The sequence below is a fragment of the Winogradskyella sp. HB-48 genome (assembly GCF_049942685.1).
In the GTDB taxonomy this organism is placed as follows: Bacteria; Bacteroidota; Bacteroidia; order Flavobacteriales; family Flavobacteriaceae; genus Winogradskyella.
The window spans coordinates 2,126,867-2,143,768 of sequence record NZ_CP187934.1; the positions used below are offsets into that span (position 1 = coordinate 2,126,867).

Below are 16,902 nucleotides of genomic sequence, written 5' to 3' on the forward strand. Positions count from 1 at the left end.
ATCATAAGACAACACATTAATTAAAAACCCTACTTTTTTTTCAAAATTATTTTTTTATAGCTTTGAGCAATAAAGTGCTACACCATTAATGACAAAAGACGACCGCAATATTTGTCACTCAAAAACTTTTGAGGGTATCTATAAAACCTATGCAAAAGATATAAGGAGTTTTCTTTTTTTTAAAACACAAGATATCAATAAGGCTGAAGATTTGATGCAGAATGTATTTATTAAGCTTTGGGATAATTGTAGTAAGGTGGATTATGACAAAGTGAAGAGCTATATTTTCACAATTGCCAATAATTTATTTTTAAATGAGGTAAAGCACGAAAAAGTAGTTAGAAACTTTAATAAGCAAAATCAAAACGAGAAGATAGATATTTCTCCAGAGTTTATAATGCTGGAGAAGGAGTTTATGGATAAGCTAGAAATTGCTATTGCCAACTTGCCAGAAAAACAACGCGAAGTTTTTTTAATGAATAGAATTGAAAAGAAAAAATACAAAGAGATTGCTGAAGAACTAAGTATTTCTGTTAAAGCAGTAGAAAAAAGAATGCATCAGGCATTGGTAACAATGCGAAATGTAATAGGCGACGTCTAGTTTATTTTTTAAAAAGTAGGGTTTTTTACAGCAAGGTTGTCTTAATTTATAGAAAGGATGAAAAAAGAAAATTTACATAACGATTCTGATACTTTTTTAGCCAAATGGTTAGAAGGCGAACTTACGGATAACGAGTTAAAAAAACTTGTTAGCCGAGAGGATTATTTGGCTTTTTTAAAGTTGAGAAAGAGTTTTGAAATCAGAGAACAGTTGGATGCGCCAACTGATAATTCCTTAATTAAAATTAAAGAGCAAATCGCAACTAGAAAACAAAAAGTAATACCACTTTACAAGAATTGGTTTGTTGGTATTGCAGCCTCAATTATAGTGTCATTCGGGTTGTTTACTCTTTTAGATGATAGCGAAGTCATTATTGAAACAGGTTTTGGAGAAAATAAAACTATTGCACTTTTAGATGGCTCAGAAGTGATTTTAAACTCTAAATCTAAAATTGTATATGATGAAGACGATTGGAAAAATGACCGTAAACTTTATTTAAGCGGTGAGGCCTATTTTAAGGTAGCAAAAGGGGAAACGTTTACAGTTAACACGGATAACGGCTCGGTATCGGTTTTAGGAACACAGTTTAATGTTAACTCTAGTCAGGGCTATTTTGATGTAGTTTGCTATGAAGGTAAGGTTGGTGTAAAAACATTAGAGTCTGACTATATTCTTTTGCCCAATAATGCAGTAAGAAGTCTAGGTGGTGATTTGGTAGAAGAGTACAAGGATAAGGAAAAAGTGCCTACATGGATACAGGGCGAAAGCACCTTTAAGAGTGTGCCAATATATCAAGTTATTAAAGCATTAGAGAATAACTATGACGTAACGTTTGATACAAGTGGAATAAATAATAAAGAAATTTTTACAGGTAGTTTTCCTCACGATAGCTTAAATATCGCCTTAAAAACCGTTTTTGAAACGCTCAATATCACATACTCTGAAAAAGAAAAACGTAACATTAAACTGAGGTATAAAGAATGAGGTTAATCTATATCTTGGTCTTAATGTTACTTCCTACACTAGCCTTTTCACAAGAAGAGGCTTTTTATATTGGGTTTAAAGATATAGAGTTAAAAAAGGCATTAGAAGAAGTTGAGAAAACATATGGTGTTCTGTTTTCGTATAAAGATGATTATGTAAGTGAAAAAGCAATTTCACTAAATCCAAAGGAAAGAACTTTATCCGAGGTGTTAACAGAGCTAAAAAATCTTACGGACCTTAATTTTGAAATTTTAGAAAAGCGATATGTAATTATAAGCTTATCTGGGGAAGATAGTTTAGATACCGAAGAACTAGATAGAGTGCTCATAAAAAGCTATATAACTAAGGGTATAGAGAAAAAGAAAGATGGCTCTTTTAAATTATATCCTTCTCAATTGGGCATTCTACCTGGTTTAACAGAGCCAGATGTATTAGAAAGTATTCAACTTTTACCAGGTGTATTGAGTCCGAATGAAACGGCGTCTGGTTTTTTTGTTAGAGGTGGCTATGCCGATCAGAATCGTTTAATTTGGGATGGTATCAACTTATATCATAAAGGGCACTTGTTTGGAATGATTTCACCATTAAATCCAAATGTGGCTTCTGAGATTACCTTTATTAATAAAGGTACAAACCCAAGGTATGGTGAGCGTTTATCTTCAGTTACTGATATTAGCTCAGAACGTTCCATAAGTGAAAATTTTAAAGCTGAAATAGGTCTTAATGGTATTAATACGGACGCCATATTAGAATTACCAATAATTGATAAAAAATTAAGTATTCAGACTTCATTGCGAAGAAGTTATACAGAACTACTTGAAACATTTACGTTTAATCAATTAGCAGATAAGGTCTTTGAAAGCACCAAGATAAGTCAAGATAACTCTGGTGATAATGACTTTTCGTTTTTGGATTACAACGTAAAGTTGAATTACAAACCAAATGCTTCAAATTATATCTATGCTAGTATGATTAGCATTGATAATCAGTTAGATTACAAGTCTAAAGATGATACTGCAAGTAGAGAATTTAATGATCAGCTTAATATTAATAACATAGGTTATGGCTTAGGTTGGGATTATAACTTGAATGATAGGTTAAGCCTTAATACAAAATTGTTTTTTTCAAATTATAGACTTGATTATAATTTCATTACTTCGGAGAATAATGAGCAGACATCAGATTTTGAAAAGCAAAATGCAATTTATGATTCAGGAATATCTACAGAGCTCAATTATGATTCCTCAAGTCATTTTAAGTATACTTTTGGATATCAGTACACACTAAAAGATGTGTCCTACATTTTTGTTAATACCGAAGATTTACGTTTTGTTTTAGATACTGAAAAACAAATAATTCAATCGCACAGTACCTATGGAAATGTAGATTACAAAAATTCAGAGTTAATTGATATTTCATTTGGATTAAGAAGTACTTATTTTAAAGAATTAGATGTGGTTAGAGCTGAACCCAGGTTATTGATTTTAAAGACGCTCAACAATAATATTAAGCTACAAGCCAGTGCTGAAATTAAAAATCAGATATTAAGTGAAATAGACGAAACAGTTTTTAGTGATTTGTCTTTAGAGAATAGGGTTTGGAGGTTAGCAAACGGTAATGATTTTCCAATAATTAATAGCCAGCATGGTTCATTGGGTTTTATCTACACCAAAAATGGTTTTAGTTTAGATGCTGATGTGTATTATAAAAAACAAAAGAACATTTCGGCACTATCATTAGGCTTTTTGAACCCTGAAAATACTGGCTTTAAAACAGGAAACCAAAATATATTTGGTGCAGACGTGTTTTTAAAAAAGCGATTTGATGGATTTAATTCGTGGATAAGTTATTCATTTAATCAGGCTAAAAGTAAGTTCGAAAATCTTAACGATAATAAGTCATTCAACTCAAGGACTAATATTACTCACGCTGTGTCGGCAGCATTAAGTTATAATTTAAACGAATTTCAAGTTGCTTTAGGTTGGAAGTGGCAAACAGGCAGGCCCTACACAATAGCGGATGAAGGTGCAGATGGACTCATATTTAATAACGGAATTAATACAGGCGAATTGCCAGTTTATCACAGGCTAGATTTGTCCTCTACATATAGTTTCAAGTTTTCTAAAAAGAATAAGCTTAGAGGTAAAGTAGGTCTTTCTATGCGCAACCTGTATAACAGAGCTAATATTATTTCTAGAGAGTATAGAGGTAATAATAGTTTAAACGATCCTGTAGAACTTATCGAACGTTATTCAATAGGTTTTACGCCAAATTTTATGTTTAGATTGTATTGGTGATTTCAAAAAAATAAAGCCTTCAACGATTGAGACATTGAAAGCTTTACGTTTTGATTGATGATTTTTTTGTTTAGAACCTAATATTTATATCTAAGTCTATGCCCTCAACGGTAAACTTGGCATCGTCATATTGTGGTGGTCCCATAGCCATAACATTGTTAGAGGCGCCAAATGATTCTTTAGGCATTCCGTTTTCTTCGAAATCCATACGCCTGTTATCATTTTTGTCATGTAAAGCCAAAATCGCATATTCTCCTGGTAATACATTTTCAAAAGTAACGGTTACTTTACCGTCTTCGATTGTGCTTTCAGCATCTTTAATACCTTTACCTTTCATGAAGGTTTCAGATGTGTGAAGCGACATTAAAACTTTTCCTTCGTTACTTGTAACATTGTCTATAGTTACTGTAATTGTAATGCCTTCTTCTTGAGCAAAACTAAATAGTGTTGTTAAGGCTAAAGCAAGTGTTAAGATTAAATTTTTCATCGTGTAATGTGTTTATAGTTAATGTTTTTTAATTGATGATTCAAATATCTAACATTACTTAAATATAGAATAATTGTAATTACCGAACTGTAATTTTAAGAGGATGGATTGTTTTTTTTAATTGTTTATGCGTTTAACCGTTTAGTTCTTGAGATGCTTGTTGGTTTATTTGTTTAATTATTGAAAAGTTTATGGGATTGGTTTTTACATAAGCTTTTTCGATTGTTAGCTTCACTAATCACTAATCACTAATCACTAATCACTAATCACTAATTACTAATCACAAAAGTCCTCTGGCTTTAATCTCTAAGTACTTGTTGATGGTGTTAATGGTTAAGTTTTGGGGAGATGTTAATATGGTTTGTATACCATGTTTTTGGAGTTCCTTAACCATAAGGCGTTTTTCAAAGGCAAACTTTTCTGCAATAGTTTTATGAAATATAGATTGAATATCTTCCGCATTTTCATTAATTATTGTATCCAACTCGGTATTTTTAAATAGCACTACAACGAGCATATGCTTTTTTGAAATGGCTTGTAGGTAGGGCATCTGTCTTTTTAGGGCACTTATATGTTCAAAATTTGTATAGAGCAATACAAGACTTCGATGGGTTGCTTTTCGTTTTAAATCAGCGTATAATAGCCCAAAATCACTATCATTAAATTGCGTATCTATGTTGTAAAGTGCTTCTAAAATTCGGTTGAGATAAGTTAGTTTGTGTACTGCAGGTAGAAAGGTCTCAATTTTTTTTGAAAATGATAATAGCCCAACTTTATCGTGTTTTTTTAGTGCAACATTACTAAAAGCTAAAGCAGAGTTTATGGCATAATCTAAAAGTTTTAAACCGTCAAAAGGCATTTTCATTACTCTACCTGTATCTATTATGGAATATATAGGTTGGGATTTCTCATCTTGATATTGGTTAACCATAAGCTCTGCATGTTTGGCAGTAGCTTTCCAGTTTACGGTTCTAAAGTCATCGCCCCGAACATACTCTTTTATTTGTTCAAACTCAGAGGTGTGGCCAATACGTCTTATTTTTTTTAAGCCTAATTGTGTAAGCGAGTTGCTTATGGCCAGAAAATCATATTTCTGCATTTGCATTATGGAAGGATATACCATTACCATCTGCTCATTTTGAAATTGGTATCTGCGTTTTATGATTTTTAAAATTGAAGATGTAAAAACATTGAGATGACCGAAATAATATTCACCACGTTCTACTGGTCTTACCAAATACTCAAAATTATAGGCGCTTTTTGGGTTTATACTGCTATTATGAGCAAAATCGCGTTTTTGAAATTGAATAGGTAATTCATCTATAATATCTAAATACACTTTGTAATTGTATTTGTTTTCAATAGTTATAGGAACAGGATTCTGGTCGCTGTTAGAAAATTTGTCTGGCAAAATTCTTCTTGCGTTCATAGCATTTTTAGGGCCGTACAAAATCAATAAATCCACTAAAAGTAGAACCATAACAACAGTAACTATAATCCATGCTGTTGCATATAACGAAGAAAACCAATAAGAGAGTAAAAAACATACAGCAGCCAACGCCATATAAGCATAGAATTGTTTGTGTATGTATAAAGATTTTATAAACTTCATTATTTTACTGTAGCTACTTGTTATCTAGGAACCTCGACAGACTGTACTATCATTTCTATCACATTTTCTGTAGTCATACCTTCCATTTCGCGTTCTGGTGTTAAGATTACACGATGGTTAAGTACTGGGTTTAATGATTTTTTAATATCCTCAGGAATTACAAAATCTCTACCACTAATAGCCGCAAAAGCTTTTGATGTGTTTAAAATTGCAATGGAGGCTCTAGGCGACCCACCCAAATATAAGTGCGGATGATTACGGGTTTTGGAAACAATCTCAGCTATATATTTTATAATTTTTTCTTCAACGACTACAGCTTGAGTTTTTGTTTTATAGTCTTCTAAAGATTTAGTGTCTAAAATAGGATCTATAGAAGCCTGAGGCGCTTCACCTTTGCGCTGGTGATGTGATGCAATGATTTTAATTTCGTCCTCTAAAGAAGGATAATTCACTTTTATTTTAAAGATAAAACGGTCTAACTGAGCTTCAGGTAGCGCATAGGTGCCTTCTTGCTCAATAGGATTTTGTGTCGCTAAAACCATAAAAGGGTTGTTGAACTTGTATGTTTTGCCATCTATAGTGGCTTGACGCTCTTCCATAGTTTCAAAAAGTGCAGCTTGGGTTTTTGCTGGCGCTCTGTTAATTTCGTCTATTAAAACAATATTTGAAAAAATAGGACCTTGTTTAAATTCAAACTCAGAAGTTTTCATGTTTAATACAGATGTGCCAAGCACATCGCTAGGCATCAAGTCTGGAGTAAACTGTATACGGCTAAAGTCGGTTTTTAAAACTTTTGCAAAGAGCTTTGCAGTTACCGTTTTAGCAATACCAGGCACACCTTCTATTAATACATGGCCATCTGCTAAGAGTGCCACAATGAGTAGCTCTACAAAATTATCCTGACCAATGATAACCTTGCGCAATTCTTTCTTTATGTCTTCTACAGCATTTCTTAAACCCTCTAATTGTATTCTGTCATTAAAATTTAAGTCGTCGTTTATGGCTTCGTTTTCCATTGGTTATGAGATTTAAAATTGTCTATTAAGGTGTTTAACCGTTCTAATTCTATATTGTTTACGGTTGTTTGTTTTTCAATATTGGAAATAAAATTGAATACGGTTTCTGTATCTTCTAGAGTATTATTGCTTCTTGCAGCTAAGTTTTTTATAAACTCTGCATCTATGGTAGCGGTTTGCAAGTACATTGTATTTCTGATGTACTCTAAAAAATGCTGAATTTTATGTTTGGCTATATCTTTATTCTTGCCTTTTTCGTAATACATATTGGCAATAGTTCTGGTAAAAGAAACCGTATGATTTTTTAAAGGAGTTATAATAGGAATGGCACGTTGTTTTCGTTTGCCTTCAAAAACTATATAGATTAAAACACATATGAGTACTATATAATAAGCCCATTTTAAAGCTCTGTTGTTTAAAAACAAATACATAGGTGAGGTATAAAACTTTTTACCGCTCTTATAATAAGTATCAACAAAAATAGGTTCGTCTGTATTAATATAGGATAGTAAGCTAGCAGTGTAGTTGTGATTTGGAGTTTTTAATATAAAATAATTGGTAAATGCTTGCGGAAAGGTGCTTAAAATTATGGTACCATCTCCAAACGGTTGTTTTATAATATTTACCAAAGAATCTTTTATTGCTTCTTCTTGAGGATTTCTATAAGCATCGATGAAACCTACTACGTTGGTTTTTAAAGTGTCAATTTTATTAAAATGATAAAAAGTGGTTGGTTTATCGTATTTAAATGAATTATTATCTAATCGTGGATTAACAAGTTGTACCTTATATTCATTGTTAAAATTACCTATGGTATTTACGGATAATGTCTTAAGATGTAAGGTGTCTAGCAACATTGGCTCAAAATCTCTTGCTGATACCAATAAAGTGTTTCCTTTATCTACCCAATCTAACAGTGAGTTTAGTTCTTCTCTACCAAAGTTAATGACATCATTGTAGAATATGTATGTGCCATTTGCACTGTTGCTTTTTAGATACTCAAAAGGTGGTCTTTCAACTAGTTTGACTTTTTTTGAAACGCGTTGAAGTTGTTCTTTAAAAACAAATGAGCCAAAAGGTATTTTATGATGAAGAGCATAGGACTCAAACCAATTAATTTGTTTTGGTTTGGTCATTTCCAAAGCAATAATTGTTAGTACTGTTATTGCAATAAGGGTTATATATAATTTACCTCTTTTACTCAACGGTTGGTAATGGTTTTGTTTAAATTTTCGAAGGGTTGTTTTAGGGTTTCAAATTTTAAGGCATCTACACTAAACTCGCCATACCATACATAATCATAAATTCTTGTAATATGCCTAAAGCCATCTTTTAAATGAGACATGTCGATTTCATTAATATAGTCCTCGTTAGTTTTTTGTGGTTGCCAAGCTATGGTTTCGTTTTCTGTTAGGTATTTTAAAGTCAACAAATAATAGTACCTAATTGCAAGTCTGTAATTTTTTTGCTGTATAGCTTCTTTAATTAGTGAAGGAATATCTTCATTTTTAATAATTTGTTCTTCCTCTGTAATAGCTACGCTTCCCTTTTCTTTAGACTTTGCAAGTATATTATTAGAGTTAACCTTAAGAAAAAAGCGTAATAGCAAAAAGATTAATAACCCCAAAAGTATATAGGGCAAAACTCTAAAAACAAAAAATAGAAAACCATTAGCTGTGCCAACACCAAATATGGCTTCCCAAAATTTTCTGAGCAAATTCTGAAACCAACGGTAAATTTTATCTAGAATAGATTCTTCAGGTTCAACTTCTATGTAATTAAAATCATCGTCCGATTTGTAAGATTCTAGATCTTCTTCTGTAATTGTTTGTTTATTTATAGGCGAGTTATCTAAAATTACAGGAGTATTGTCAGTATCTTGCTGAGCCAAGGAAACATGGCAAAACAACAATACAAACACCATTAGAAACTTGCCGATTTTCATATTACTCTTCAATTTTACCAATTTCACTTATGCGTTCATAAGTTCCGGTAAAACTTGTTTTTTCATGGAGATGAAAATAAATAGTGGCACCACCTACCACTAAGATTACATTTAGTATAAATTGGAAGAAGTTATTTAGAACGTTTAAGAAAATGAGAACAGGATCTTGATAAAGGTTATTCATATTTTCAGTATCTATTTCACCAGAAAATATACCAGTTCCAATCATTGTGTAGATAGCACTTGGTAATGCCAATACAAAGCTGGTTATGTAATAAATAATACCAAGTACAATAAAACTTCCAAATGCCGTCCAGAAATCTGCATTGACTAACTTAAAACTATGGCTGTAGGCATCTGTAGTTGATTGTTTCGGTTCAAAAACATAAATACTAAAAACTACTGCCATAGGAATCATGGCATATAATACAGGCAAAAAGCAAAGCAATGTGGCCACAAGTAGTGTTAAGCCCTTGAGAAAGCTTAGCCCAAAGAAAGACCAAAATGACTTATGAACATTTCTTTTTATTTCAAATAAATCAGTAACACCTTTATTATCTAAATAAGATTTTATGTAAAATAAAACTGTTGATGCTGTAAGTATATAAGCGGCTATTGCAGAAATGATATAAAGCAGCATTGCAAAAAGTGTTATTATGATATTCCCACCATTAAAGCTAGCATTGCCATATCTATTAAAATCAAATATATCACCAACCACATAATTATAAACCGCTAACGATAACATAAAAATTAAAATTGCAGGGCCAGCAACATTAAAAATAGCTTTCATAAAAGGTTTAAACTCGTTTCGTATAAAGCCAAAGGTGTCCGTAAGGATACCACTAAAGTCACTGTTTTTTCTAAATTCTATATAACGTCTATTCATAATTAGTAGATTGTTGGTTGTTAAGGTCTATTAATTCTTCTGGCATTAAAGCCTTCATTTTTTTCTTATGTAATTGTATTGGGTAAAACACGTAATAATATAAAATAAGCGTGAGGGAGCCACTTATGATAAATATGGCTAACCAATCTGGCATTTCGGTATGTCTGGTTACAAAACCTTCTAAAAAACCTGCAATTATAAAAAAAGGTATTGTACTCATAAGTATTTTAAGTCCATTAATAACTCCTTTTTTAAATGCTTGCAAGCGAGGGTAAGTGCCAGTAAAAAGTAGACTATTGCCCATAACTAAACCTGCACAGCCTGCTACAATAATTACAGAAATCTCTATTGTGCCGTGTATCCAGATAGTTCGGGCTGATTCCCAGAGTAATCCTTGCTGATAAAAAAAGTACTGAAAACTACCAAGCATAATTGCATTGCGCATCATAAAGTAAAGACTGCCTACACCAAACAAAATGCCATAACCAAAAGCAAAAAGTGCTACTTTAATGTTGTTTATAGTAATACCAAGGAACATATTAAATTCACCTTGTTCTTTGTAAACAGCCATAGGATCACCTTTTTCTATGTTTTCTAAGGTCATGTTTACATAGCCATCACTTAGACCAAAAGCCCTTACAAAATCTCCATCCCCTGCGGTAGAGTATGCACCAACAAAAGCAAAAAACGCAAAGACTAAAAAGGTAATTAATAATTCGCGCTGATGCTGGTAAAACATCGAAGGAAATTCAGTCGTAAAAAAAGAGATTAGTCTATTTTTTGGCTCTTTTTTGGTCTTGTAAATATGCTGATGCGCTTTAGAGGCTAATTGGTTTAAATACCGTTCTGTATTGCTGTTTGTGTAGAATGTTTTTGCATAGCTTAAATGATCTGTAACTTCAATGTAGAGGTCCGAAAGCTGGTCGGGATCAATGTCGGTTTTATTTTTAAGAATACTTTCAAATTCTAGCCATTTATCTTTATTTTGCTTCACAAAAGCAGCCTCGCGCATAAACTATACCTTTAGTTTCTCAAAGAAAAGAAAATATGGATGAATTTCAAATAGAAACCGCTCAAAATGTAGGGATAAACCAAAATGTTGCTAGTATTGGAGATCGCCTGTTAGCGTACCTTATCGATAGTGTTGTCATTTTTTGTTACTTTATCGCTACCATATTGCTTTTGGGAGCCATGGATTTAGAGATGCGCGATGTTTGGGCTATTTATCTTTTGGTTAATCTTCCTGCGTTTTTATATTATGTTTTATTAGAAACGTTTTGGGATGGTAAAACTATTGGCAAGAGTATAGTGAAAACTAGGGTGGTTAAACTCGATGGCTCTAAGCCAAGTTTTGCTAATTATTTTGTACGATGGATTTTGCGAATAGTGGATGTGGTGATTACTTTTGGAGGTGGAGCAGCTTTAACCATACTGATTAAAGGAAATGGACAACGTATAGGTGACATTGCAGCAGGAACTACAGTAATCAGCGAACGACAAAAAGTAAGTATTAATGATACAATTCTCAAAGAGGTTCCTTTAGATTATATACCTACTTATAGTCAAGTAACGGTTTTAAATGACAATGACATACAAAAAGTAAAAAACCTTTATGACGAGGCGGTTTTAAAAGGAAATCACAATATTATTTTGAACCTGTATCATAGATTGGCAAAGGTAATGGCAGTAGAGCCAAAAGAAAAGCCAATAGATTTTGTAGCAACTGTGATAAAAGACTACAATTACTACACCCAAAACATGTAATGTTTTTTCAAACCTTAGACATATTAGGAACCATTTCTTTTGCTATTTCTGGTGTACTTGTAGCCATGAACAAACGCATGGATCCCTTTGGTGTTTTAATTATTGCTTTTGTTACTGCGGTTGGTGGCGGAACACTACGAGACATCATGGTAGGAGTAGAGCCTGTATCCTGGATGCGAAACATGACCTTTGTCTATGTAATCATTGCCTCAACAATTTTTGCAGTAGTTTTTAGAAATTACCTAAAACATCTGAGACGTTCCTTGTTTTTGTTTGATACTATTGGTATTGGTCTGTACACAGTTGTAGGTATAGAAACGGGTTTAGTTGCAGGATTACATCCTTTAATCTGTATTGCACTTGGTACAATGACTGCATGTTTTGGTGGTGTAACTAGAGATATTTTGTGTAATGAAATTCCCGTAATTTTTAGAAAAGAGATTTACGCTACAGCTTGTATTGTTGGTGGTTTAACCTATTTTGCGCTTAGGCAATTTTTAGAAGATGAGAACTACCTTTTCATCATAGCAGGTTTGGTGGTCATCATTATTAGATTGATTGCAGTACGCTTCAAAATCAGTTTACCGAGTTTGTATAAGGCAGAAGAAGAGGAGGAATGGTAGTTGGTCTGTTAGCTTTCTAAATAGTTTTATTCTTTTTCTTTTCTAGGTTGGCCCAGTATATCACATCACGAAAATCGATTTTTGCACATTTAGTTAATTCGATGACTTCTTTTATGTTTCCTTTGGACAAATACAAAATAGACATTCTTGTGTTATATAGATTGAATTCCGATTCAGCCATTACATGTTTTGGTTCAATAGATAGTAATTCTTTGGTTACAGATTCTCTAAATTCAGGTTTAAACTCATTATTTATCAACTCTATTATTTTCTTATCCATTGATTGGTAATATTACTTATAGCCATCCTAAGTTTTTATTTTGGTTTTAATGTTATTTCTTTTAAACTTCTTTTTCAGATAGCCACTCAAATCTTTTTCGCATATAATTGTATCCACCAATTTCATTTTCGTTCTCTGAGTTAGCAATTTTAGACTTTATATGGTTCAGGATTTCAAATACTCTTTCTTTGCTTAAATTCAGTCGTCCGCTTGAAAGTCCAGTGTCCATACTTTTAGATGCTCCTTCAATATATTGGTCAAAATATTTTGTTCCAGTTCTTTCCAATAGTTCATTTGCGAAAAGATGATAGCTGTTATATACCCCAAATGTCTCTTTTGCACATTTAGATAATTCAAGATACAAGTCGAGAATCAGCTTTTCAGTCGAATATGATAAGTCATCTTTTATTGTTTCACAAAGTTGCATTCGAAAGTCATGGTTTTTGTCCTCGAACTCGTCTCCGTGTTTTCCATTCCAGTCAAATTTTATTCTGTCAAAATCTTTGTCAGAATAGTTTTTAGCAAATGTCTGGATTTCGTTTTTAGTCATTTATCAAATATGTACCAACTTATATGTTTATAGTCAAACAATTTAAAAAATAATAGTAGTTCTTATCAATAACTATAAATAAAAAAAGCCACCACAATTAATATTTAGGCTTTTAATTATCTGGTCTTTCAGGAATGTAAACAATATCTATATCAACATAATTTCCATATTTTACAATCATAGAACATAATACTGAAACATTTTTCCCATTGTGAATAGCAGGTTTCATCACAGGCATCTTTCTAAGTACTCTTAATATTTCTGCCTGAATATTTACCTCAGAGTCTCGAACTTTCATACCGGTTAGATTTCCATTTTCATCAATTATAAAAAAAGCTTCAACCTGCTTTGGTTCTGAAAGATTTAGCTCTTTAGATAAATCCAAGTTAAACTCACGCTTTATAAATGCAGTTACTTTATTGTCAAAACATTCTTTTGTTTCCTCTTTGGAAAGTTCTTCACAACCCTCATAAACGGGTACCATTTCAACGTCTTTTAATATCATACTATTGTCAGTAGTGTAAGTTGCTAAACCGTCATCATGCGATATAATGCTACATAAACTTAACATTGCCTCTTCCTCTTCTTTAGACATGTTTCCTTGTGCCATTATCTGCTCTTGAACGGCATTGATTTTTACTATCAATTCACTTTCTGTACTTTTTGAAGAGTCGGTTGTTTCCTTACATGAAACACTTAAAAGACAAACAGTGATGGTTAAAATGACTGTGAGATTAAGTAACTGTTTTCTTCTTTTTAAATTGAATTTCATATATCTTTATTTTTTAGCTTGTTGCCAACAATTGGATATACGTATTACGTATATCCAATTTATATGCTTATAGTCAACAATTTAAAAAAAATAATAGTACTTCTTGTCAATAACTATAAATAAAAAAGCCATCACAATTTATGATGGCTTTTTAGTTTATATAGATGCCCTAATTCTTAGAAACTGGAAATCCTCTATCACGCATTAAGGCTTCAATCTTGGCATCACGCCCTCTAAATAATCGGTACGCTTCTGCTGGGTCCATGGCGTTGCGTGGTGCAAATAAATAGGTCACTAACTTCTCTGCAACAGCTTTATCGTAAAAACCATCTGGTGCTTCTTTAAACGCTTCTGAAGCATCACTCGTTAATACATCTGCCCACATATACCCATAGTAGGCTGTGGCATAGCCTTCACCAGAGAATACATGTCCAAAATGAGGTGTTCTATGGCGCATTGGTAATTCTTTTGGCATGCCTAACTCATCTAAGGTTTCGCGTTCAAATTTATCTATGTCTATATTAGTTGGGTCTGCTAAGTGCAATTTCATATCAATTAAAGCAGAAGCTAAATATTCTGTTGTACCAAATCCTTGATTGAAGGTTGCCGCTTTTTTGATTTTTTCAACCAGTTCCGCAGGAATTGGTTTACCAGTTTCATGGTGTACCAAAAACTGATTGATAACCTTGTCGGTAGATAACCAACGCTCTAACAATTGCGATTGAAACTCGGTATAATCTCTAACGCCTCCTTGTAAAGTCGGATATTTTACGTCTGCCGCAAAAAAGTGCAAAGCATGCCCAAACTCATGGAAAAATGTTGTGGCATCATCCCAAGATACTAAAACTGCTTCGCCTGGTGCTGGTTTTACAAAGTTAGAGTTGTTAGATGCTAATACATTAGTTGGCCCTTCAAAAGTGGTAGAGCTTCTGTAGGTTGTGGCCCAAGCACCAGAACGCTTGCCTTCGCGAGCATAAGGGTCTAAGTACCAAAGTCCAATGTGTTTTCCTGAGTCTTTATCTGTAACTTCCCAAACCTTTACATCCTCATGAAATACAGGAACCGAGCCTTTTTCAACTGGTGTGAATTTGTAATTGAAAATTTCTCCAGCCACAAAGAACATCGCTTCGGTTAACTTATCTAGCTGAAGGTATTGCTTTACTTCATCACTATCTAAATCGTATTTCTTTTTGCGCACTTTTTCGGCATAGTAGCGGTAATCCCAAGGCTCTATCGTAATATTATCACCAAGCTCATTGGCTACAGCTTGCATATCTGCAACTTCTTCTTTTACCCTTGCGGTTGCCGCAGGCCAAACTTTTAGCATTAAATCCATAGCATTTTCAGGATTTTTTGCCATTCGGTCATGGAGTCTCCACTCAGCGTAATTATCGTAACCCAAAAGTCCGACACGTTCTTTACGCAATTTTAAAATTTCGGCAATAATTTGGTTGTTGTCGTACTCGTCTCCATTATCTCCTCTAGAGTAGTAGTTTTCCCAAACCTGCTTACGTAATTCGCGCTCAGTAGAGTAGGTAAGGAACGGATCCATAGAAGAGCGTGTATTGGTAATAGCATACATGCCTTCTTTGCCTTTGTCTGAAGCTATTTTTGCAGCCGATTTTATAAAACCATCAGACAAACCGCTAAGTTGATCTTTGCTTAGATAAGTAACATAGTTTTCCTCATCGTGCAACACATTGTTTGAAAATTGAGTGTATAATGTTGAAAGTTCTTTGTTGATTTCTGCATAACGCTTTTTCTTTTCAGCATCAAGGTTGGCACCATTCATTTCAAACTGTTTATAGGTTAGGTCTACAACACGCTGCTCTTGTGGCTCAAGAGGATTTTTTTGTGAAGCTTCATAAACGGTTTTAATACGTTGAAATAATTTTTCATTTTGAGAAATCTTAGAGCGGAACTCAGAAAGTTTCGGAGCCAATTCTGCTTGTACTTCTCTAAATTCTGGAGAAGACATATTACTAGATAAAATACCGTAATAAGCAAAAACACGGTCTAAGGTTTTGCCAGCACTTTCCATGGCAACAATAGTATTTTTAAAAGTTGGTGCTTCATCGTTATTGGCAATAGCATCAATCTCTTGTAATTGTAATTCCATGCCTTTTTCAACAGCTTCTTTTACATCAGCAACATTCATTTTGTCAAAAGCAGGAACACCTTGGTAAGGACCTGTCCACTCTTGTAGTAGGATATTTTCGGTCATGGGTTGGTTTTCGGTTTTTTGTTCTTCTTTACAACTTGCAAATAGGATAATGCTACATAAAGCAGTAGCTTTAAATGCTTTAGAAATCATAGTTAGTCAATTTAATTTTAGAGAAACAATATAGAAAAATTAGAGAGGTAGGATTCTTAATTATTTTATAATTTCTATTGTTCTGATGTAAACATTATTAAGCGGCCAATCACCTTCATCGGTTTTTACAGCGTTGATTTTATCTACCACATCCATACCTCTGATGACTTCACCAAAAACAGTATAATCACCATCCAAGTGTTTAGCTCGTTCTCTATTCATCACAATAAAAAACTGAAAAGGTGAGGCGAGTTTGTAAGCGTTTTCAATTTCGCTACTCGGCATTGAGACAGAACCACGTTGATGTGTATAACCACGTTTGGTATCTGGTGGCAAAAGGTAATGTCCTATTTTTCGTCGTTTTGTGTACAAATCCAAAGCATCACTGCTGCCACCTTGCACCACAAAGTTTTTAATTACTCTGTAAAACTGTGTGCCATCAAAGTACTTGCGTTTGGTAAGGTAGATAAAATTGGCACGATGAAATTTGGTCTTATCGTAAAGCAGTATATCAAAAGTACCAAAATCGGTGGTGACTCTTACTTTATTTTCTTTATGTTCTTTGTCGTATTCTAAGAAGAACTCCATGGCATTGTCATCCGTAAGAATAGGGAATTCTGATGTCTTCTTTGTTTTCTTTTTTGGTTCTGTTTTAACTTTGGTAGTTACCGTATCTTTTACAATCGTAGTATTAGAATTTTTTGAAGTTTGTTTATCTTCACAGTTCCATAAAAAAAGAATGATAAAAAACATTAACAGGAATCTCAT

Annotated in this window: 17 protein-coding genes; 5 read left to right on the top strand and 12 right to left on the bottom strand. The window is 33.2% G+C overall.

Translation table 11 applies throughout. From position 1 onward, the window contains the following. The first annotated feature begins 88 nt into the window (after positions 1–88). From ACPX19_RS09590 to ACPX19_RS09600, 3 genes are read left to right on the top strand one after another with little or no spacing between them, the layout of a single operon-like run. Complete coding sequence (locus ACPX19_RS09590) at positions 89–601, top strand: RNA polymerase sigma factor (protein ID WP_426429783.1); 513 nt, start codon at positions 89–91, stop codon at positions 599–601. Positions 602–658: 57 nt separating this feature from the next. After that, the gene (locus ACPX19_RS09595; protein WP_426429784.1) at positions 659–1,585 is read left to right on the top strand and encodes a FecR family protein; all 927 of its coding nucleotides are present in this window, start codon (positions 659–661) and stop codon (positions 1,583–1,585) included. Then, positions 1,582–3,882: a TonB-dependent receptor domain-containing protein gene (locus ACPX19_RS09600; RefSeq protein ID WP_426429785.1), complete on the top strand. Its 2,301-nt coding sequence runs from the start codon at positions 1,582–1,584 to the stop codon at positions 3,880–3,882. The genes ACPX19_RS09595 and ACPX19_RS09600 overlap by 4 nt, the downstream gene beginning before the upstream one ends. A 70-nt stretch (positions 3,883–3,952) precedes the next feature. Here the strand turns inward: ACPX19_RS09600 and ACPX19_RS09605 are convergent, their stop codons facing one another. From ACPX19_RS09605 to ACPX19_RS09635, 7 genes are all read right to left on the bottom strand, one after another. Next, positions 3,953–4,369: a DUF2141 domain-containing protein gene (locus tag ACPX19_RS09605; RefSeq protein ID WP_426429786.1), complete on the bottom strand. Its 417-nt coding sequence runs from the start codon at positions 4,367–4,369 to the stop codon at positions 3,953–3,955. A gap of 280 nt (positions 4,370–4,649) precedes the next feature. After that, positions 4,650–5,981, bottom strand: coding sequence for a DUF58 domain-containing protein (locus ACPX19_RS09610; protein ID WP_426429787.1), 1,332 nt, complete (start codon positions 5,979–5,981; stop codon positions 4,650–4,652). Between the two features lie 20 nt (positions 5,982–6,001). Beyond that, positions 6,002–6,997, bottom strand: coding sequence for an AAA family ATPase (locus ACPX19_RS09615; protein ID WP_426429788.1), 996 nt, complete (start codon positions 6,995–6,997; stop codon positions 6,002–6,004). After that, the gene (locus tag ACPX19_RS09620) at positions 6,979–8,202 is read right to left on the bottom strand and encodes a DUF4350 domain-containing protein (protein WP_426429789.1); all 1,224 of its coding nucleotides are present in this window, start codon (positions 8,200–8,202) and stop codon (positions 6,979–6,981) included. Before ACPX19_RS09620 ends, ACPX19_RS09615 begins: the two co-directional genes overlap by 19 nt. After that, positions 8,199–8,942, bottom strand: a complete 744-nt coding sequence (locus ACPX19_RS09625) for a DUF4129 domain-containing protein (protein ID WP_426429790.1) — start codon at positions 8,940–8,942, stop codon at positions 8,199–8,201. Before ACPX19_RS09625 ends, ACPX19_RS09620 begins: the two co-directional genes overlap by 4 nt. A gap of 1 nt (position 8,943) precedes the next feature. Then, entirely contained in the window at positions 8,944–9,831 is an 888-nt protein-coding gene (locus tag ACPX19_RS09630; protein WP_426429791.1) for a hypothetical protein, read from the bottom strand. Beyond that, the gene (locus tag ACPX19_RS09635; RefSeq protein ID WP_426429792.1) at positions 9,824–10,843 is read right to left on the bottom strand and encodes a stage II sporulation protein M; all 1,020 of its coding nucleotides are present in this window, start codon (positions 10,841–10,843) and stop codon (positions 9,824–9,826) included. Before ACPX19_RS09635 ends, ACPX19_RS09630 begins: the two co-directional genes overlap by 8 nt. A 35-nt stretch (positions 10,844–10,878) precedes the next feature. On the opposite strand from ACPX19_RS09635, the gene ACPX19_RS09640 reads away from it, so the two are divergent. After that, complete coding sequence (locus ACPX19_RS09640) at positions 10,879–11,595, top strand: RDD family protein (protein ID WP_426429793.1); 717 nt, start codon at positions 10,879–10,881, stop codon at positions 11,593–11,595. After that, positions 11,595–12,218, top strand: a complete 624-nt coding sequence (locus tag ACPX19_RS09645) for a trimeric intracellular cation channel family protein (RefSeq protein ID WP_426429794.1) — start codon at positions 11,595–11,597, stop codon at positions 12,216–12,218. The genes ACPX19_RS09640 and ACPX19_RS09645 overlap by 1 nt, the downstream gene beginning before the upstream one ends. A 16-nt stretch (positions 12,219–12,234) precedes the next feature. Here ACPX19_RS09645 and ACPX19_RS09650 read toward each other — a convergent pair whose 3' ends face one another. The 5 genes from ACPX19_RS09650 to ACPX19_RS09670 all read right to left on the bottom strand — a co-directional run bounded on the left by ACPX19_RS09650 (position 12,235) and on the right by ACPX19_RS09670 (position 16,902). Then, a complete protein-coding gene (locus tag ACPX19_RS09650) occupies positions 12,235–12,498 on the bottom strand; it encodes a hypothetical protein (protein ID WP_426429795.1) in 264 nt (87 codons plus the stop codon). Positions 12,499–12,559: 61 nt separating this feature from the next. Further along, positions 12,560–13,048, bottom strand: coding sequence for a hypothetical protein (locus tag ACPX19_RS09655; RefSeq protein ID WP_426429796.1), 489 nt, complete (start codon positions 13,046–13,048; stop codon positions 12,560–12,562). A 112-nt stretch (positions 13,049–13,160) separates the two neighbouring features. Beyond that, positions 13,161–13,820, bottom strand: a complete 660-nt coding sequence (locus ACPX19_RS09660) for a hypothetical protein (protein ID WP_426429797.1) — start codon at positions 13,818–13,820, stop codon at positions 13,161–13,163. Between the two features lie 169 nt (positions 13,821–13,989). Then, positions 13,990–16,134 carry a M3 family metallopeptidase gene (locus ACPX19_RS09665; RefSeq protein ID WP_426429798.1) on the bottom strand — a complete coding sequence of 715 codons (2,145 nt, stop codon included), beginning with the start codon at positions 16,132–16,134 and terminating at the stop codon, positions 13,990–13,992. A gap of 60 nt (positions 16,135–16,194) precedes the next feature. Then, positions 16,195–16,902, bottom strand: a complete 708-nt coding sequence (locus ACPX19_RS09670) for a peptidylprolyl isomerase (protein ID WP_426429799.1) — start codon at positions 16,900–16,902, stop codon at positions 16,195–16,197.